Source organism: Rhizobium sp. 10N414, from assembly GCF_056394785.1.
Window position 1 is genome coordinate 343,038 of record NZ_JBFTIN010000002.1, and the last position, 19,689, is coordinate 362,726.

The 19,689-nt window shown below is 58.1% G+C and carries 17 protein-coding genes; 12 read left to right on the plus strand and 5 right to left on the minus strand.

Translation table 11 applies throughout. The annotated features are described in order from the left end of the window. Genes AC1DE4_RS04825 through AC1DE4_RS04845 form a run of 5 tightly spaced genes read left to right on the plus strand, consistent with a single transcriptional unit; the run spans position 1 to position 6,215 of the window. Positions 1–987: an ABC transporter permease gene (locus tag AC1DE4_RS04825; RefSeq protein WP_025658556.1), complete on the plus strand. Its 987-nt coding sequence runs from the start codon at positions 1–3 to the stop codon at positions 985–987. Further along, positions 984–2,138 carry an ABC transporter permease subunit gene (locus tag AC1DE4_RS04830; protein WP_025658557.1) on the plus strand — a complete coding sequence of 385 codons (1,155 nt, stop codon included), beginning with the start codon at positions 984–986 and terminating at the stop codon, positions 2,136–2,138. The genes AC1DE4_RS04825 and AC1DE4_RS04830 overlap by 4 nt, the downstream gene beginning before the upstream one ends. Continuing rightward, entirely contained in the window at positions 2,135–3,835 is a 1,701-nt protein-coding gene (locus AC1DE4_RS04835; protein WP_025658558.1) for an ABC transporter ATP-binding protein, read from the plus strand. Before AC1DE4_RS04830 ends, AC1DE4_RS04835 begins: the two co-directional genes overlap by 4 nt. A 3-nt stretch (positions 3,836–3,838) precedes the next feature. After that, complete coding sequence (gene manD / locus AC1DE4_RS04840) at positions 3,839–5,047, plus strand: D-mannonate dehydratase ManD (protein ID WP_025658559.1); 1,209 nt, start codon at positions 3,839–3,841, stop codon at positions 5,045–5,047. Between the two features lie 13 nt (positions 5,048–5,060). Further along, positions 5,061–6,215 carry a mandelate racemase/muconate lactonizing enzyme family protein gene (locus AC1DE4_RS04845; RefSeq protein ID WP_025658560.1) on the plus strand — a complete coding sequence of 385 codons (1,155 nt, stop codon included), beginning with the start codon at positions 5,061–5,063 and terminating at the stop codon, positions 6,213–6,215. Positions 6,216–6,495: 280 nt separating this feature from the next. Here the strand turns inward: AC1DE4_RS04845 and AC1DE4_RS04850 are convergent, their stop codons facing one another. The 3 genes from AC1DE4_RS04850 to AC1DE4_RS04860 are packed head-to-tail and all read right to left on the minus strand — an operon-like array spanning position 6,496 to position 10,104. Beyond that, positions 6,496–7,650 (minus strand): amidohydrolase, encoded by a 1,155-nt coding sequence (locus tag AC1DE4_RS04850; protein WP_025658561.1) that lies wholly within the window; start codon positions 7,648–7,650, stop codon positions 6,496–6,498. A gap of 4 nt (positions 7,651–7,654) precedes the next feature. After that, positions 7,655–8,899, minus strand: a complete 1,245-nt coding sequence (locus tag AC1DE4_RS04855) for an allantoate amidohydrolase (protein ID WP_477880291.1) — start codon at positions 8,897–8,899, stop codon at positions 7,655–7,657. After that, positions 8,896–10,104, minus strand: a complete 1,209-nt coding sequence (locus tag AC1DE4_RS04860; protein WP_477880293.1) for a diaminopropionate ammonia-lyase — start codon at positions 10,102–10,104, stop codon at positions 8,896–8,898. Before AC1DE4_RS04860 ends, AC1DE4_RS04855 begins: the two co-directional genes overlap by 4 nt. A 109-nt stretch (positions 10,105–10,213) precedes the next feature. On the opposite strand from AC1DE4_RS04860, the gene AC1DE4_RS04865 reads away from it, so the two are divergent. The 3 genes from AC1DE4_RS04865 to AC1DE4_RS04875 all read left to right on the plus strand — a co-directional run bounded on the left by AC1DE4_RS04865 (position 10,214) and on the right by AC1DE4_RS04875 (position 13,362). Then, positions 10,214–10,696, plus strand: a complete 483-nt coding sequence (locus AC1DE4_RS04865; RefSeq protein ID WP_025658564.1) for an Lrp/AsnC family transcriptional regulator — start codon at positions 10,214–10,216, stop codon at positions 10,694–10,696. A gap of 357 nt (positions 10,697–11,053) precedes the next feature. Beyond that, positions 11,054–11,869, plus strand: coding sequence for a PDZ domain-containing protein (locus AC1DE4_RS04870; RefSeq protein ID WP_477880295.1), 816 nt, complete (start codon positions 11,054–11,056; stop codon positions 11,867–11,869). A 320-nt stretch (positions 11,870–12,189) separates the two neighbouring features. Further along, positions 12,190–13,362 (plus strand): adenylate/guanylate cyclase domain-containing protein, encoded by a 1,173-nt coding sequence (locus AC1DE4_RS04875; RefSeq protein WP_025658566.1) that lies wholly within the window; start codon positions 12,190–12,192, stop codon positions 13,360–13,362. 814 nt (positions 13,363–14,176) lie between these two features. Here the strand turns inward: AC1DE4_RS04875 and AC1DE4_RS04880 are convergent. After that, the gene (locus AC1DE4_RS04880; protein WP_025658568.1) at positions 14,177–15,049 is read right to left on the minus strand and encodes a LysR family transcriptional regulator; all 873 of its coding nucleotides are present in this window, start codon (positions 15,047–15,049) and stop codon (positions 14,177–14,179) included. Between the two features lie 82 nt (positions 15,050–15,131). Between AC1DE4_RS04880 and AC1DE4_RS04885 the strand changes: the two genes are divergently transcribed. The 4 genes from AC1DE4_RS04885 to pmtA all read left to right on the plus strand — a co-directional run bounded on the left by AC1DE4_RS04885 (position 15,132) and on the right by pmtA (position 18,421). Beyond that, positions 15,132–16,046 (plus strand): DMT family transporter, encoded by a 915-nt coding sequence (locus AC1DE4_RS04885; RefSeq protein ID WP_477880298.1) that lies wholly within the window; start codon positions 15,132–15,134, stop codon positions 16,044–16,046. A gap of 399 nt (positions 16,047–16,445) precedes the next feature. Then, the gene (locus AC1DE4_RS04890) at positions 16,446–16,799 is read left to right on the plus strand and encodes a hypothetical protein (protein WP_051420122.1); all 354 of its coding nucleotides are present in this window, start codon (positions 16,446–16,448) and stop codon (positions 16,797–16,799) included. Between the two features lie 498 nt (positions 16,800–17,297). Continuing rightward, positions 17,298–17,753, plus strand: a complete 456-nt coding sequence (gene panD, locus AC1DE4_RS04895; RefSeq protein ID WP_025662241.1) for an aspartate 1-decarboxylase — start codon at positions 17,298–17,300, stop codon at positions 17,751–17,753. Positions 17,754–17,830: 77 nt separating this feature from the next. Next, positions 17,831–18,421, plus strand: a complete 591-nt coding sequence (gene pmtA, locus AC1DE4_RS04900) for a phospholipid N-methyltransferase PmtA (protein ID WP_477880301.1) — start codon at positions 17,831–17,833, stop codon at positions 18,419–18,421. A 95-nt stretch (positions 18,422–18,516) separates the two neighbouring features. Here the strand turns inward: pmtA and AC1DE4_RS04905 are convergent, their stop codons facing one another. Continuing rightward, on the minus strand, positions 18,517–18,849 hold the full coding sequence (locus tag AC1DE4_RS04905) for a DUF982 domain-containing protein (protein WP_025662243.1): 333 nt from the start codon (positions 18,847–18,849) through the stop codon (positions 18,517–18,519). Positions 18,850–19,689 lie beyond the last annotated feature (840 nt).

Below are 19,689 nucleotides of genomic sequence, written 5' to 3' on the forward strand. Positions count from 1 at the left end.
ATGCTCCGTTATATCGCCAAACGGCTGGTGTTCGCGATACCGACACTCCTTGCCGTTTCCATCATCGCCTTCGTCATCATCCAACTCCCGCCCGGTGATTATCTCACGACTCTGATGGCCGACTGGGCAAGCCAGGGTGGGGCGGTCGAAGAGGGCACGGTTGCCGCCATGCGTGAGCGCTACGGTCTCGATCAACCGATGTATTTCCAATATTACAAATGGATGGCCGGGATCCTCATGCATGGCGATTTCGGGATTTCATTCGAGCTCGGCAAGCCGGTCACCGAATTGATCTGGGGCCGCCTTGGCTTCTCTCTCCTCCTGTCCTTGCTGACGCTCTGCTTCGTATGGGCGATCGCCATTCCGATCGGCATCCTGTCGGCCGTGCGCCAGTATTCGATCTCCGACTATTCCGCGACCTTCCTTGCCTTCTTCTTTCTGGCCGTGCCTGACTTCCTGATGGCGCTTTCGGCGATGTACGTCATGTCGGCCTATTTCGGCCAAAGTGTCGGCGGCCTGTTTTCGCCCGCTTTCGTCGACGCGGCCTGGAGTTTTGCCAAGCTTGGCGATTTTGCCAAACACGTCTGGCTGCCTGTGCTCGTCATCGGCCTCGGCTCGCTTGCAGCACTCGTTCGCATCATGCGCGCCAACCTGCTCGACGAATTGTCCAAGCCCTACGTGACGACGGCCCGCGCCAAGGGCATGTCCGAATTCGAGCTTCTCATTCGCTACCCGGTGCGCCTTGCACTCAATCCGCTGATCTCGACGCTCGGCTGGATCCTGCCCGCCGTTATTTCGGGTGAGATCATTGTCTCGGTTGTCATGAGCTTGCCGACGACGGGACCGCTGCTGCTGCGCGCCTTGCTTGCACAAGACATGTATCTCGCTGGCTCGCTCATCCTGTTGATTTCGGTGCTTACCATCATCGGCACGCTGATTTCCGACATCCTGCTCGCCATCACTGACCCGCGGATCCGGTTCCAATGACAGACATCACTCAGCTCCCGCCGGAGACCGGCACATCGATCGACCTTCACCGCAGTGATATTGCCGTTGCCGGCCAATGGCGGCTCTTCTGGCTGAAATTCAAGAAGCACAAGATCGCTCTGGCAAGCCTTGTCGTCATCGTGTTCATGTATCTCGTCGCTGCCTTCGCGGATTTCATCGCACCGTTCGATCCCAACGCGACCAATGCGCGTTTCACCTACGCCCCTCCACAGGGTATATCGCTTCTGCTGGACGGCTCCTTGCGCCCACACGTCAATCAGCTGAAGATGACGTTGAACACAGAATCCATGCGGCGTGAGTTCACCCCGGATCCTGCCAAGCCGATCCCGGTCGGCTTTTTCGTACCTGCGGCGCAACCATACACTCTCCTCGGCTTCATCCCTATGAGGACCAAGCTCTTTGGCCTCACCAACCCGATGCCGGGAGACAGCATGTACATCTTTGGCGCAGATCGCCTCGGACGAGACATCTTCTCGCGCGTGGTCCATGGTGCACAGATCTCCCTCTCGATCGGCCTTGTCGGCGTCTTCATGAGCCTGATCCTTGGCGTCACGATCGGCGGCATATCCGGATTTTTCGGGGGCTGGGCCGATATCGCCATCCAGCGTTTCATCGAGCTGTTGCGCTCGATCCCAACGATCCCGCTATGGATGGGGCTGGCGGCAGCAATCCCCGTTGGCTGGCCACCGCTCAGGACGTATTTCGTCATCACCCTGATCGTTTCGCTGATTGGCTGGACGAGCCTGGCGCGGGAGGTGCGTGGCAAGTTTCTCTCTCTGCGCAATGAGGACTTCGTGATTGCCGCACGTCTCGACGGCATGAGCGAGCTCGGCATCATCTTCCACCATCTGGTGCCGTCCTTCATGAGCCACATCATCGCCACGCTGACGCTGGCGATCCCCTCGATGATCCTGGCTGAAACCGCACTCTCGTTCCTCGGCGTCGGTCTACAGCCGCCGATCATTTCCTGGGGCGTGCTCCTTCAGGAGGCGCAGAACATCCGTGCGGTCGCTCAAGCGCCCTGGCTCCTGTTCACGCCGGCTGCCGCAATTGTCATCTCGGTGCTTTCCCTCAACTTCCTCGGCGACGGCCTCCGCGATGCCGCAGATCCCTACGAGTCGGTGTCATGACCATGAACAACGATACACTCCTCAAGGTCGACAACCTGAAAACCTACTTCCCGACGCGAACGGGTCTGTTCAAGGCGGTCGACGACGTGTCCTTCGAGCTGAAACGCGGAAAGACACTCTGTGTTGTCGGCGAATCCGGATCCGGGAAGTCGGTTACGGCGCGCTCCATCCTGCAGATCGTCGATAAACCCGGTCGTATCGAGGATGGTTCGATCGTATTGACGCGGGGAGACGGCACATCGGTGGATCTCGCCAAGCTCGACCCGCGCGGCAAGGAAATTCGCGGCGTTCGCGGCAAGGAGATCGCCATGATTTTCCAGGAGCCGATGAGTTCACTGTCGCCCGTCCATCGTATCGGCGCGCAGATCGGCGAAGCGCTGCGCATACATTTCGGCGTTCGCGGCAAGGCGCAGCGCGACCGCGTTCTCGAGCTGCTGCGCCAGGTCGAAATACCGCGCCCTGAAACCGCAATCGACCGCTACACTTTCGAATTCTCAGGAGGCATGCGCCAGCGGGTCATGATCGCCATGGCGCTCGCCTGCAATCCCCAGGTTCTGATCGCCGATGAGCCGACGACAGCACTCGACGTCACCACCCAGGCCGAAATTCTCGATCTGATCAAACGACTGCAGCACAGCCACGGCATGGCCGTGCTCTTCATTACCCACGACATGGGTGTCGTTGCCGAAATCGCCGACGAAGTCTTGGTGATGTATCGGGGCAAGGTGATGGAGCGTGGCTCCGTGGAGCAGATTTTCCACGCACCAAAGGACGACTACACGCGCCGCCTGATCGGTTCGGTCGTCAAGTTGGAGAAGAAGGCGGAAGTTCGGCTGACACGATCCGAAATCCCCGTTGGCGCGCCGCCGCTACTCGCGGTCAAGAACCTCTCGCTGACTTTCCCATCCGGCCTGAAGGCAGTGGACGACGTGTCGCTGATCGTTCGTGCCGGTGAAACCCTCGGCATCGTCGGTGAATCCGGCTCGGGCAAGACGACAATGGGACGTTGCTTGCTGCGCATTTACGATCCGCAAGCCGGCGCTATGAATTACCGCCGCGCTGACGGCAGCACGGTCGATCTTTGCTCGGCCGACAAAACGACATTGAAGGATGTTCGCCACGATATCCGGATGATCTTCCAGGACCCGGTCGGATCGCTCAGCCCACGCAAGACGGTCGGCCAGATCATTGCCGAGCCGCTGAAGCTCGCTGGCGTGAAGGGCAGATCCCTCGATGATCGGGTCTCGGAACTTATGCAGCAGGTCGGCCTCGAACCGGCCTGGCGTGAACGCTACCCGCATGCTTTTTCCGGCGGTCAGCGACAGCGTATCGGTATTGCGCGGGCGATTGCGCTCAAGCCGCGGCTGATTGTTGCCGATGAAGCAACCTCGGCACTCGATGTGTCGTTGCGCTCACAGATGCTTGACCTCATGATGAAGTTGCAGGACGAGCTCGGTCTCTCCTACGTCTTCATCTCGCACGATATGTCGGTTATCCGCTACATGTGCGACCGCGTTGCTGTGATGTATCGCGGCAAGATCGTCGAGGCGGGCGACACCGATCAGGTCGTCAACAATCCGGCGCATGACTATACCCGCGCGCTGCTCTCCGCCATTCCTCATCCCGACCCGCGCAACCGGCGCATCCACAACCGGTTCCGCTACGACCCCGCACGTACAGTTTCAGCCAACGGATAAGTCATGAAAATTACCGACGTCAAAATCATTGTCTGCTCGCCCGGACGCAATTTCGTCACCGTCAAGATCTTCACCGACGAGGGGCTGACAGGGGTCGGCGACGCCACTCTGAACGGTCGTGAAAAGGCCGTCGTAGCCTATCTTCAGGATCATCTTGCACCATTGCTCATCGGCCGCGATCCAAGCCGCATCGAGGATATCTGGCAGTATTTCTACAAGGGAGCCTATTGGCGCCGCGGTCCTGTGACGATGGCGGCGATCGCCGGTATCGATACCGCACTTTGGGACATCAAGGCGAAAGCCGCCAACATGCCGCTTTACCAGCTGCTGGGCGGCGCCAGCCGCGAGAAGGTGCTGTGCTACACACACGCGCAGGGCACTGATATTGCCGAAGCGGTCGAAGCGGTCGGCAAGCGGATAGAGCAGGGCTACAAGGCGATCCGTGTTCAGGTCGGCATTCCCGGCCTGCCCGACGTCTATGGCACCGGCAAGAAGTCGGTCACCAACAACGCTGCAGACGATGCCATTCCCCACGAAGAAACATGGTCGACGTCGAAATATCTGCGCTATGTTCCCGAACTCTTCAAGGCGGTCCGCGAGGCGCATGGCTGGGACATTGAGCTCCTGCATGACAGCCACCATCGCCTCACGCCGATCGAAGCGGCGCGGTTGGGTAAAGACCTCGAATTTGCACGGCTCTTCTGGTTGGAAGACACGGTGGCGGCCGAGTATCAGGAGGGCTTCCGTCTGATCCGCAAACACACCACGACACCGCTTGCCGTGGGTGAAGTCTTCAACACCATCTGGGACGCGCGGCTATTGATGGAAGAGCAGCTGATCGACTACATCAGGACGACCACGGTACATGCCGGCGGTGTGACCGCCCAAAGGCGCATCATGGATTTCGCCAGCGTCTACAATGTCCGCACTGCCTGCCACGGCGCAATGGACATGTCGCCGATCTGCCTCGGCGCCAACCTGCATCTCGACCTCTGGGTGCCGAATTTCGGCATCCAGGAATATTCGGGCTACCTGCCGGAAATCCTTGAGGTGTTCCCGAGTGCCTGGAGCCTGGATGACGGTTATCTCCATCCGGGCGATGCGGTCGGCCACGGCGTCGATATCGATGAAAAGCTTGCCGAGAAATATCCATATCAGCGCGCCTATCTGCCTGTGAACCGTCTCGAAGACGGCACGCTCTGGCACTGGTAACCGGAGAACGGACATGAAGATCACAGCAATCAAGAGCTACGCCGTCAAGGTTGGCATTCGCAACCAGCTTCTGGTGAAGGTCGAGACCGATGACGGGATTTTCGGCTGGGGCGAAAGTGGACTCTCCGGCCGCGAGAAGGCGGTCGTCGGTGCGCTGGAACATTATGCGGAATTCTTGCGTGGCCGCGACCCGTTCAAGATCGGAGCGCTCTGGCAGGAGATGTATCGCAGCCAGTATTTCGAGGGCGGTCGCGTATTGCAGGCTGCGATCTCGGCGATCGACATCGCGCTCCACGACATCAAGGGCAAAGCGCTTGGCGTGCCCGTCTACGAGTTGCTCGGCGGCAAGCAGCGCGACCGGATACCAACCTTTGCGACGACCTTCGCGGAGCCGGGGCCAGCGATGATCGAGCAGGCACAGATGCTGGTCGAGCATGGATGGAGGGCCATGCGACTTTCGCCCTCGGGTCACGAGCACAAGGAGATTTACGAGCCCCGCGAACATATCGCGATGACAGCGAAATGGTGCGTCAAAGCTCGGGAAACACTGGGCGAGGAAATCGTGCTAGGCATCGACTATCACCACCGCCTGACGGTCGCTGAAGCTGCAAGCTTCTGCCAGAAGATGCCGAAGGGCACACTGGACTTCCTCGAGGAGCCAATCCGCGACGAAACACCGGGCGCCTACGAGGCGCTGCGTCGAATGACCGATGTTCCGTTTGCGATCGGCGAGGAGTTCTCGTCGAAGTGGCAGTTCCTGCCCTTCATCGAGCGCGACATTCACCAGTTCAATCGCCTTGATGTCTGTAATGTCGGCGGTCTGACTGAATCGATGAAGGTCGCCGGCTGGAGCGAGGCTCACTATGTCGACATGATGCCTCACAATCCACTCGGCCCGGTATGCACGGCTGCCACGATCCACTTCTGCGCCGCGGTTGCGAATTTTGCCTGGTTGGAAACGCGGGCGAGCCCCGCGGAGACGCATCTGGGTTTTGACAATTCTGACTTCTTTCCGGTCCAGCCACGGCTTGAGGCTGCCTGCTATCCAGTTTCCGATGCGCCCGGCCTGGGGGTCGAAGTGAACGAGGAGTTGATTGCCAGGCAGAGCTTTGAATTCTGGGAGGCGCCTCATCTGAAACGCCGGGATGGCTCGGTGACGAATTGGTGAGAAAGGGAAGCGAGCCGACTTGAACGGGCGAGAAAATTGCGCGCCGGGTTCATCGTACCTCGCACATGGCGCAAGCGCACTTTTCACCGACCCTTTCGCGGTCCAGGCAGAGAACGACCGCAGGGTACTTGGCTCGATTTTGAGATTGAGGTCGCCCGCGTTGGGCCCAGAAAGACCGGCGGACCAACGTCACTGCGTCGCACGTTGCGATGATCGTCTTCTGTGGCAAGGCGCTAGATCCTGGATGCCGAAAATTTGCCTGCAACTGCCGTCGCTTTGGTCAATTTGCTAGGCGTCGACGCGCTATTGCTGCATGAAATCGCATGCCATGGACAAGGCCGTTGTCATTGAAGTCATAATTCGGATTGTGGAGCGGAGCCGATGTCTCGCCATTGCCGAGGAAGACGAAGCACCCAGGCACCCGGCTGAGGAACTGCGCGAAATCTTCTGATCCCGTCATCGGTTTTGATGCGACCCTTGCGTTCGACGCGCCATATAATTCCACCGCCACGGCCATGGCTTCGGCAGCCAAGGCGGTGTCGTTCATAAGTGGAACGAATTCACGCGTGTAACGGACATCGGCCTCGACATTATAGGCAAGCGCAGTGCCTTGCGCGATAATCCGCATCTGCTGCTCGATGCGCTCGCTGATCTCCCTGCGGAAGCTGCGGGCATCACCGAGAATGCGTGCCATGCCGGGCAGGGCATTCCTGGTGCCGTCGGTGATGAGCTCAGTGACGGATACGACGCCGATGTCGGCCGGGTCGATGCGCCGCGCGACGATCGTCTGCAGATTGGTAACGATGGCGCAGGCGGCGACCAGGACTTCGCTGCCCCAGTGCGGTCGGGCGGCGTGTCCCCCGACGCCCTTGAGCGTGATCTCGAAATTGTCCTCCGCCGACATGAATTCTTCGGGTTTTGTCTCGAAATAGCCAACAGGAAGACCCGGCATATTGTGGATGCCATAGATTTCATCAAACGGATATTTCTCGAAAAGACCATCGGACATCATCGCGAGTGCGCCTTTGCCCCATTCCTCGGCCGGCTGGAAAATGAAGCGGACCGTCCCGTCGAAACCGCCTTCTGCGGCAAGCATCTTCGCGGCTCCGAGGAGCATAGCGGTGTGACCGTCGTGACCACAGGCGTGCATGAGCCCGCAGTTGCGGGATTTATGTTGCATGTCACCCTGCTCGGTAATGCGCAGGGCGTCCATGTCGGCTCGCAAGGCGATGGCGCGGTTGCCGGTCCCTCGCTTGAGGGTTCCGACAACCCCGGTACCACCGACGCCTTCGGCGACCTCATCGAGGCCAAATGCTCTAAGTTTGTCGGCGACAAACGCAGCCGTGGCTTGCTCCGCAAAACCGAATTCTGGATTGGCATGGAGGTGTCGCCGCCACTCGCTCATTTCGGCATGGAGCGTCTCAATGTCGGTCATGAGATCAGTTCTCCGGTGCGGTGAGATTGCGGACCACGTCAAGCAACACATTGGCTCCTGCGACCAGATCGGTGTTGGGCGTGAATTCCTTGGGGTTATGGCTGATGCCGCCGATACTGGGTACGAAAATCATCCCCGAGGGTGCGATCCTGGCGATCATCTGAGCATCGTGCCCTGCACCTGAGGTCATCCTTTTCGATTTCAATCCGCGGGCCGTCGCAGCCTCCACGACCGCCGCCACAATGCCGCTGTCGAAAGTCACCGGCTGAAATCTTGCCAGACGTTTCGTGGTGATTGTGACCTGCTCATCGTCCGCAACCGTATCGAGGTATGTTGCCAAGGCAGCTTCTTCCGCCAACAGTTTCTCCTCATCGGGATCGCGCAGGTCAACCGTGAAAGTCGCTTTCGAGGGGATCACGTTGATTGCGTTCGGCTCGAACTCCATGCACCCGACTGTGGCGACCGTAGGGGTGTTAGAGGCCTTCGCCCGGTCGCGCAGAAAGGTGATGATGCGCGCTGCTGCCAAGCCGGCATCGCGGCGCAGCGAAATGGGCGTCGTGCCTGCATGGTTGGCATCTCCCTCGATGGTTACTCGCTGCCAGGAAATGCCCTGCAGGTTCTCGACGGCCCCAACCGTGGTCTCCTCGCGCTCGAGGATCGGCCCTTGTTCAATGTGGAGTTCGATATAGGCGTGCGGTTGCAGGAAGCCGGGCTGATGTGGTCCGGCATAGCCAATCCTGGCAAGCTCCTCACCAAGGACAGAGCCATCGGTGCCTACGGTGGCAAGCGCTTCATCGACATCAAGTCCGCCGACATGGACCAGCGACCCCATCATGTCAGGCGCATAACGCACGCCTTCTTCGTTGGTAAATGCAGCAATCGCGATAGGTCGGTTTGGATTGAAGCCCTCCGATTTCAGAGTTTCTACGACTTCCAGTCCCGAAAGGACACCGTAACAGCCGTCAAACACCCCTGCATTGATCACAGTATCGATATGAGACCCCAGCATCAGCGGTTTTGCTTTATCGTCGGCCTGTATCGGCGCCCAGATGCCGAAGATGTTGCCGATGCGATCGACTGCGACATCGAGCCCGGCTTCCTGCATCCAGGCGATCAAGCGATCCCGGCCGTGCTTGTCCGCGTCGGACGCCGCGAGCCTGACAAGGCGGCAATCCATGTCTCTGCCAATGGAGCCGAGTTCACGCAGACGTCCGAGCAAGCGTTCCTCATTTACCGATGATCCAGTCATGCCGCCGCCCCTGCGTTTCTCGACAAAACAGATCCGGGTGTTTCCCCGACGATCGCCTCATACTTGAGCGGATCGGTCGCTCCTTCGGTGTTGATCACAAGGACACGCGATTGATCTCCAAGCCGCAAATGAGCCTTGATCTGCCGATCACCGATGGCCCTGATCAATCCGGCCAGGCCAACGCCACCGCTTTCGCCCGCCACGACGGCGGGGTCTCCCCCGACCGGGTGGGCCAGCCTCTTCATGACGGTGACTGCGTCGTGTTCGTCTACGGTCATGAACGCGTCGGCCACACGCGAAAGGATGCGCCAGGCTACCAGGGACGGCTGGTAGCATTCGAGCATGGCCATGATTGTCGGCTCACCGTGGTCAACCGTCACTGGATGCCCGGCCCTGGCGCTCTCGACGATGCATGCTGCACGTTCGGGATCAACAACTGTGAAGATCGGGCGTGTGTCCCCCATGACAAGCGCGAGATAGCCGGCTGCCGCAGCAGCGATGCCGCCAACCCCTGACTGAACGAAAACATGGGTCGGCGGGTCCTGCAACTCCCGGAGTGCCTCGCGGAATATCGCGGTGTAGCCCTGCATTACAAGGCTTGGAATGCGCTCATAGCCAGGCCAGGACGTATCCGACACGATTGTCCAGCCACGCTCGATCGCAACCTTGGACGCTTCCTTGACAGAGTCGTCGTAGGTTCCCTCGACGCGGCACACGTCGGCGCCAAATCCTGCGATGGCCGCCACCCGTTGGTCGCTGACGCCCGAGTGAACGAAAATCACGGCACGTGCGCCGACGGTCTGCGCCCCCTGGGCCACGGAACGTCCGTGGTTGCCGTCGGTGGCACAGGCAACCGTCATGGTTTTTGCAACGGCCAGGACCTCCGGTGAACCAAGTTCAGTTACATCGACTTGCCTGGAAAGGCGTTTGCTTGCCTCCTCGAGCACAAGACGCATCACCGCGTAGGCACCGCCAAGCGCCTTGAAGCTGCCAAGGCCGAACCGGAAGCCTTCGTCCTTCATATGGATGCTCGAAACCCCGAGTTTGCGGGCAAGGCCGCCGAGGGACACCAAGGGCGTCTTCGCGTTGTTTTGGCGGTGCGACAGGAACCTCTCGACCTCCGCGGCAGCCACCGGTCCAAGAGCTTCCGCGTCCCGTGGGTCAAGTGGAGACTTGTAGGCGCTATTCGAATTTATGAGAAACATGGGGGCCTCGCTCGGGTTCGAGGGGAAAATATATTGCATTGCCTCCGCATCGTGCGCTGAATATTGGGGACTGATTTGCAAGGTTGTTTCGTCAAGGGAGCGAAAAAGTATGGGTGCGCTGGCGCAGAAGATCATTTTGGATGACTTCGACCGCAAAATCCTCGCCCTCCTCCAGAGGGACAACCTCACGCCGCAGAGAATGATCGGCGAAGCCGTCAATCTGTCGGCTCCAGCGGTTCAGCGCCGGATCAAGAAGATGACGGAAGCCCGTGTGATCAAGGCAAATGTCGCGATCGTCGATCCCGCAGCGCTGGGGCATCCGATCACAATCTTCGTTGAAGTGGAGGTGATCAGCGAGACCGCAGAACAAATCGAAAGCGCCAAGCGGGAATTCGCGGCGACCCCCGAAATCCAGCAGTGCTACTATGTCACGGGCGAAGCGGATTTTGTCCTCGTCGTCGTCGTACCATCCATGAAGGCATATGAATCCCTGACCCGGCGGCTCTTTTTCGGAAACAACAACGTCAAACGTTTCCGGACGTTTGTCGCGATGGACCGCATCAAGAGTGGACTGGAAGTCCCGGTTCCGTGAATTCGGCGAAACTCGTGCAGCGCGGATCAGGACCAGGAGGCAGCGGGAGGTCATTTCGCCCTTGGCCGTGCGCGGTCAACGGCGACCGCAGCTTCTTGGAGGTGACCGCCCCCTTGTGGCGAAACCCTTGCGACCAGGGCGGACGATGCAGCGCCAGCTCCCTAAAGGCTAATACATCGCTACAGTTGCAAAAGCTTGCGATCAAGTATTAAATTATTTTAATACATTACTTATTGGCAATGAAATTGTAATATACTTTTAATTTGAAAACATAATTGGCTGGCTTCATATCCTCGCCAAGCGTTGAGCTTCACTGAGAGGCTTTACGCAGTGAAGCAATTTAATAGGACTGAAATCGTGACAAGCATTGTCAATCGCCGCAGATCTGCGGCTCTTCTGGGCGTAGCCATTATGATCGGCGCGGCCTCCATCTCCCTCGAAACGTCATCTGCATTTGCCGCATCCGCCATTCAGGCCGATCAGGCAAAGGTGGTTGTCGCAAATTCTCAGAACGCCGGTTCCGTCGACCACGGCTACCTCGGTGTCCAGATCCAGCCGGTGACGCAGGAAGTTGCCGAGGCGATCGATCTGGCAAATCCGGCTGGTGCGCTTGTTGCAAACGTCTCGAAAGACTCGCCCGCCGCTCGCGCCGGTATCAAGCAGGGCGATGCCATTACGGCGGTTGGCGAAAAGCCGGTGTCGACACCGAAGGACCTGTCGCAGCTCGTGGCGGATCTTACTCCTGGTGACAAGAAAACCGTTACGGTTTGGCGTTTTGGCAAGAGCGTCGACCTTAAGGTCGAGATCGGCAGCAGCGACGACGGAATGGCTCAGCTTGCTGCTCCCAAAGGCTCCGAACAGGCGATCCCAGCCGGTCCGCGGATTGGTGTCGCACTTGTCGACCTGACGCCGGAAGTTCGTGAGCGGCTGGACCTCTCCCAGGACGTCCAAGGTGCCGTCGTTGCCAACGTATCGCCTGACAAACCGGCAGCCTCGGCGGGGCTGAAAGCCGGTGACGTCATTCTGTCGGTCAACGACAAGACAATCCAGAATGCCAGTGGAGCCAAGAACGCAGTTGCGGATGTTGCGAAGGCCAAGAAGAAGTCAGTGCTGCTGCTGATACAGCGCGGCAATAACACGACCTTCGTAGCCGTGCCGTTCACGACGGCTTAACCGGCAGACTGGGGCCGACGCGAAAGACGCGTCGGCCTTTTTGCTTTGGCCGACCGCGCAGCCATTCGCAAACCGCGACCCGCCAATCAATCTCGCGAAGAGGCGCGCATCCCTATGAGGCGGCAGCAATAGGCGAGGAAACCTGGTTCTGGCCTTCTACGACGGTAAAGGCCCGCAAGCGCGGAGAACTTTCGAAGGTAGCTTCTACGACCGCCCGCCTCGTCGGAAAGCCTCCTTTTTTTCTTTTGGATTTCGTTTGCCTTCTCGACCGGGCATCCAGTGCCAGCCTATGGTGGATGCGCGATGATGGAGGATTTTTCGTGCAGGGTTTGCAGGAGCTGATCGACTGGATCATCGGGGAGGGCCTATCCAGCCGGAGCGTCGAGCAGATCATGGAGGGACTTGGGCCAAGATTGGTCGCTTTAGGTTATCCGATTGTCCGCGCCTCGATTGCAATGCCATCCATCGACCCGATGCAGAAGGGATTTTCGGTCGCGTGGTCGCCACACTCGGTCATGTCCGTTGACATCCAAGGGCACGATGACGCGGGACAGGAGATGTTCGAGCGCTCACCGATCTTCCATCTGCTGTCGAATAACCTTCTCTACGGCCGGTGGAGCCTGCCGGCGAACGAAACCAATAGCTTTCCGTTGTTTGACGAATTGGCACAGCTCGGCGCGACTGAGTACTTGATCAAGCTTGCGGAGTTTCCTGGAGAGACTGCCCTTGGTGGCGTGGGCTTCTCGATAGCAGTCGATGGACCCGGCGGATTTTCAGAACAGCAAATTGCAGACGTCGAACGCTTGATGCCCGCGTTGGCACTGACTTGCTGCCGAGTTGCAACCACCCGCGTTGCGACCGACATGCTTGCCGTCTACACCGGGACGCGAACCAGTGGCCGCATTCTCAGCGGACAGACCCGTCGTGGAGATGGCGCCTCGATATACGCAGCAATCCTGCTTGCCGATCTAAAAGACTTCACGTCCTTGAACGAGCGGTGGCCACCGGAGAGGATCGTCGGCTGGCTGAACGAACACTTCGAGGCGATCGCCGGGCCGGTGGAGGAGAATGGTGGCGAGATCCTCAAATTTATGGGTGATAGCCTGCTGGCGATTTTCCCTGCTGACATCGACGATCCCTCCGAGGCTTGTGGCCGTGCTTTGTCGTCGGCTCGGATGGCCATGAAAGCCAATCAATTGCTGAATGCAAGGCGCAACGATGAAGAGGAGCCGCAGCTGTTGGTCGATATCGCTCTGCACGTTGGCGAGGTTTTCTACGGCAACATAGGTGCCTCCCGCCGCCTCGATTTCACGGCGATCGGCCGCGCAGTCAACGAAGCGGCCCGGATCGAAAAAGTTGCAGATACGGTCGGCTACAGCCTTCTGGCATCAAGGCCATTCGCAGCACAGGTACCGAAAGGGTTTAGGAATGTTGGTTCATTCGTGCTTAAGGGTGTGGCAGAGCCAGCGGACGTATACGCCTGGACGGGCTGATAGGCCTGACAGTTTATCGCCCATCTTCCGGGGTATGACGATTGGCTTCCAAGTGAGAGCCACCCTTTTAGATTGGCGGATGGATGACGTTCACACCAGGCCTGCCTTTAGGCCCGTTCAGTCGGCTGTCTGCTTGGGGGTCGCCCTCCATTGGTCTGCTGAAGCACGAGTATCGCCTCACCGAAAACCTCCCGGCGCCGGAGTGTTCGAGCGTTTGCCGCGCGTGTCCTTTCCACCTCTGACATTGTGGTTGCGTCGGCTAGCGAAGCCTCGTTTTCCACCATGTCGATCAGAAGGTTGCGCATCACTCCGTTCTCTTCCCGCAGGCGGTGCAGCTCGGCGCTTATCGGGGATGTCGACAGCTTGCGCTCAATCGTTTCCTCAATTGCCTTTTCGACCAACCGGGTCTTTGCGGCGTACAAACGTCCGACGAAGTATGTGCTGGTTAAAATGCAAAAGCTGAGGGCGAGAGTTAGGTATAGCATCCGTCAGGCTCCAATCATCACTTTGAGATTGTGATTTTGAACGCCGTTTTCAATAAGGCGTGGCAATCGCGGGGAGGCAAGCGGTGCTCTGACCTGGCGTTATGGGTGGTCTCCGGTCATCACGAAAGTTGCCCCGGAAACGACCATGTCTCACACGCTTCTTGAGGCTTTGGTCAACAGGCAAGCGGGTCCATCATGTCATGGTTATCGATGGTCCTTCGATCAAGTTGTGGTTAAACAATCCAGCCATATCGGAAAATGCCGCCATCGAGCCACAGCACCTCTCGGGGGCGTCATCCTGGCGCCATGCTGCCAACGGACACGGAAAATCAAGGCTGGAAATTCAACACTTGAAGGACCTCGCTGTGCATAGCGTCGACCGCCGCAGAGCGCTTAGAGTCTTTGCTGCGAACCAAGGCTACTTCCATTTTAGGCAGCTCCGGCAGACCATGGCGAGTATCCAGTAACTTGAAATGGCTGGGAACGCTGGATCGTGCGAGCACGGCAACGGCCAAACCTGCCTCTACTACCGCCAACTGTCCCGTTAGGTTATGTGAGCTATAGACTACACGGTAGTCCCGCCCAAGTGCCGCGATGCCTGCCAAAACTTCGCCACGGAAGCGGTTTCCCAGTTCGTGCAAAGCCAAGGGCAGCGGGTTTTTCCGCCATGCCTCATGTTGGTCTGACGCAACCCACACCAAGGGTTCGTAGAAAAGGAATATGCCGCGATTTGGCTCCCCTCGGGTCGCCATATCGCGTGTCACGAGTGCCAAATCCAAATCACCACGGTCGATCCTTGGCAATAGCGAACTCGATGGCTCGCAAACGACTGATATTTCTACTTCGGCAAAACGGTTGGCGAAGGTCCGCAAAATTGGCGCGAAGTAACTCGCGACGTAGTCGTCAGGGACACCGACGGCGACCTTCCCAGAAACCGTTGATCCGCGCATCGCGATCTGGGCGCGGCCGTGCAATTCGATCAGTTGTCGGGCGTAAGCGAGTAAATCGAAGCCGGGAGGGGTCAGAGACAGGTGGCGTGGCCCCCGGTTTAGCAAGGAACTCCCTACGCATTCCTCGAGCTTCTTGAGTTGCATACTGACTGCCGACTGGGAGCGGGAAACCTGACGGGATGCTGCCGTGATGGAGCCCGTGTCGACAACTGCCACGAAGGTTCTAAGCCAATCAATCTGGAGATCGTTCATCTCACCGTCCATTCGATTATCGAATGATACTTGTAACAGATATTCGCTTTTCTGGATATCGATCCAGCGCCATTATTTTCCGATGGACACACGGGGTCTCACATCACTTGCAACATCTGCCGGTTTCGCCGTCCCGGGTGACTCACGGGAACGCCAGGGCACGATCCTTATTGTGCTTGGCGGGCTGATCCTTGGGACGGTGGGCATCTTCGTGCTCCAGGCGAACCAAGACCCGCTCACTACGGTAGCATTTCGATGCTTTTTTGGGTTTCTTACTCTGCTTTCGTGGGGCGCGTTGAGTGGGCGGTTGGCTGAAACCAGGCTGCAGGCACGGGACCTACTCGGCGCTGTCGCGACGGGCGTTCTGATGATTATTAGCTGGGCGCTCCATTTCGCCGCGATTCCACGTACGTCAATCGGCGTTTCCACTGTCGTATTCCATATCCAGCCATTCTGGACGATGGCGCTCGGTGTGTGGCTTCTTCGGGAAAAGGTGTCCCGAAAGCAGGTGGGCGCGGCGCTCTTGGCATTCGCTGGATTGGTGCTGACGACCGACGTGATGGGTACGGGCACGCGGCATCAAGAGTATTTCTATGGTTTGCTGATGAGCCTGTCGGGCTCGTTTGTCTACGCCTGGGTTCCATTGCTGACGAAAGTGATGAGATCCGTAAGTTCATTCGCCCTCGCTTGGTGGCAGTGTCTAGTTGGCGCTGTCCTTACATTTTGGTGGCCAGTTCTACACGGGTGGCCGAGCCATTTGGACACAATTGCCTGGCTAGCAGGGCTGGGTGCGATCCATACGGGTCTTGCCTATGTCGTAATGTTTGCCGGGTTTGCTCGCCTAAGCACCGGTCGAACTGCCGCACTGCAGTTTGTATATCCCATGACGGCTTTTGTGATCGATTGGAAAATCTATGGCCATTCGCTTTCACTCGTTCAAATGTCCGGACTTGCTTTGATGGGTATTGCAATCTGGTCTGTCAAAAGCAGCCGCTAGGTCGAGAGTTCGGTTGGAGCTTGCATCGTTTCGACATCGGGATGCGGCGGAGCGGTGGATCACGGCTCACAGCAGGCAGGAGAGGGTAGTTGCGATCACACGCAGCTAATACTCCGCTCGCGTCACAGAGCCTGCGTTCGGAATCGCCCCACTCGGACCGGAACTCATGCTGGAATACCCCCCGCTCTCCACCGCGAACGGGCAGATGCTGCCGGAAGCCCTTTCTCGGTTCGTCGACAGCTTAGAGGGTGGCGAAAACCTCGAGTCGGGGTGGAACAGGCTTTTACCCCCGGCTCGTCCAACCGGATCCCAAAACTCTTGCACACAGGGTACGGGAATTGTTCGTTCTCCATCTTGGGCGTAAAATGCGATGTTCTGAACGATCGGGGGGAGGGTCAGATGACCGCGTCGTCGTTCACAATGATAGCTGCAACCATCCTCATCGGTGCAATGTCGAGTATTTCTTCCGACGCGCACGACGCCGAATCCGGCTGGACCTACCCTCCAGCTTGCTGCAGGGGGCGTGGCCAGGGTGGCGACTGCGATGCTATTCCGCGCGAACGCGTTCGAAAGATGCGCGGTGGCTTCTCAATTATCCTGCATCCGGGCGACCACTTCCTCGCCAAACGACCACACATGTTTTTCGTGCCCTACGGCGACGAGTTACCTTCGGGAGACGGGGAGTTTCATGTCTGTCTTCACCCTAACGAAGATTACCTCAACTGCTTCTTCGCACCGCCCCAGAGCATCTAGCAAAGCGCGCCTTGGCTTGCTGAGGGAGGGCACCCGAGCCTCATGGTGGTCGGGTGCGTTCATCCTTCGAGACCTCGAAGAACAAATCCTTCAAGAGCCCTCTGGATGGCTTCCTTGGCCTTCCCTGAATTTGCGACAGGTGGATCAATAGTGGCGGCCCAGTTACGCAGGGGCTTGCACATGTCTCGATGAGGGCGTGAGGCGAGGTCAACGATCAACGCTCGCGCGAACGGAAAGTGTTTCGAGTTGCTGAGCGGCAAGCAAACTGGCGCCCGCCGACTAGGCGTCGTTGGCATGCGCAATAATTGCCTAACCGTACCCAAACGACATATTCTGGCCTGTTAACGACGCCTCCAATCCGATAGCACCCACTTAATTAGCTGGTTGGAAGTTATTTCTTGAGTCTCTGACGCGAGCCTCCAATTTCCGACGGCTGCTTTACAGTGCCGGACAGCCGACAGCGGTCGGAGCGGGCAAGACCGATAGCGAAGGGGCAAAATGCGAAAATTGGTGGCCGGGAAGCTCCATGGGATCCATGTGACTGAGGCAAATCTCAATTACCACGGATCGATCACACTCGACCCCGCTCACTGCGAAGAGGCCGGGATCCTTCCGATGGAGTTTGTGGAAATCTGGAACAAGAACTCCGGCGCCCGCATCTCCACATACGTCATTTTAGGTGTGCGCGGATCCAGATGCTGTGTCCTAAACGGTGCCGCCGCCCGCACATGCCAGCCCGGGGACCAGATTATCATCTGCAATTCGATCTATCTCGCCGAGCACAAGATCACGGAACTTAAGCCCAAGGTTCTTACCTTTGACGCCGAAAACAACGTCGTCGACAGGCTGACCTACTCGGTATCGTGCGACGAAGACAATCGTTACCGGTTCGAAATTCTTGACGACAACGCGAAGCCCCTCTCGGTGCCACAGCTCGTGTCCGGCGCCTCCTAAAGATTTTCACAAGCGCATTTTGGCCTCGCAGCTGACGGCTCGTGATGAGGCTTCGTAACGAATGAAGGGACAGTTGAATGAGTATGCGGAAGCGTGTCGGACTTAAGTTCAGGGATGAAATTGCTTTCTTAAAGGGCTGGAAACGTGATCGAACTTCTGTCGGTGCAATTGCGCCGACCTCCACCGTGACAGCTAGAAAGATGGCTAGCGTTGTGCATCTCGGTTCTGGGCTACCCGTACTTGAACTCGGTCCAGGCACGGGCGTGATTACCAAAGCAATTCTGGCACGCGGCATCGCACCACAAAACCTTACCTCCATCGAGTACTCGCCAGAGTTCTGTCAGCATCTGCGAAGTCTTTTCCCACAGGTCGATATTCGATGCGGCGACGCTTTTGCACTCGACCTAACGCTGGGTGAGAAACGAGCCGCCAAGTTTGATTGCGTCATCTCCGCCATCCCGCTTTTGCACCTGCCTGTGGATCGGAGGCTGGCACTCGTCCTCGATCTGTTGGAACGCGTTCCCGTCGGGAGACCGGTTGTTCAAATAACCTACGGCCTATTGTCTCCGGTCGTGGCACTTCCCGCCGGCTACGAGGTGCGCCATTTGGCGTTCATGGTACGAAATATTCCTCCGGCCCAGCTTTGGATTTACCGGAAGATTCCGTAGGCTTATGGCGTTGTCCGGCGATTTAATGCGTGGAGGGATAGCGTGCACGGAGCAACGGAGCGTACCGTCGGGGCAAAGCCGATCGTGGTTTAATCTTATGCGGAATGAACCCCTTTCACTAACGAAACGCCGCCTTCCACAACTGAAGACTGCTCGTCGCAGATTGTTGGCACGACGGTGATGACCGGTATATTTGCTTCTGCGGCAGCACGAATCAACGCGATCCGTGCCTCGTTCACCGAGCAGGTGCCAAGGTGCGCATCCAGGCAAATTTTCGCAGCCGTCAGGTATTCCTCACCGTCAAAGGAGGGCCAGGCGGCAATAAGAACTTCAGCCATTTGCCGAAGCGAACGGATCTGCCTGTATTTTTGTTGACCATGGAACACGAGGATCAGTGGAGCGAAACTATCGGATTTGTGCCAGTTCATTACACCCAGCCTCCCAACCGCAAATTATATTAGAGACCATGCAATTGCTGTTCCGACAGGCCCGGGGAGCGGCATATATCCGAGAGGAGCAAAGATCGACGTCACCATGTAACTCGGCTTTTGCGGTATACGCGGCTCGACGCTAGACTAATCATCTACTTTCCTCCTTAGGAGATCGGAAGGTCGGCAGGCGCTTCCCCACCGTTGCATCGACAAATGGATAGTCGAGACAGCACCAGCAAGATGGCTGGCGGCTAGAAGCAAATCTCTGGCAGCAAGAAGCAATAGTTGAAGGGGCGATCCGGCACCAGGTTTCGACCTCTTGCGCTTTGTTCAAAGCCGAAAAGTTGGCGCGCCAGACCGCGGTTGGCAAGAAGGGCCTGCTTATGATTGTCAGCCAACTTGACGAACACGGCGGTCACCTCTTCGAGATTGGATCGCGGCGTCGAACAGGGCCGAAAACGCAGCTTCCATGTGCTCCTGACAAAGCCGGAAACGGTCTGCGTTGCCTTCGGAAGATCGGGGCACCTCCACTCTCTTCGCGAAGAGAATTGGGTCGGTCAGCGCGTCGTCAAGGTTACCGTGGCGGGTTGGTCTGTCCAATGGAGACACTAAGGCATCGGACAGCAGCCTCTTCCGTGGCGGGCATAGAGGAAGGCTGGTATTATCTGACCTTGTCGTTGCGGGGTCCGGAGGACAGTGCGTTGAAAGATCCGAAATCGAAGGACCTTGGCGAACCGGGCGACGATCCTGCCTATCGCCCGATCGGATTCAGGGCGATAGCCGCCGCGTTCAGCGTTCGCCGACCATCCGCTTCGTCTCGGAACGATATCGAAGTCC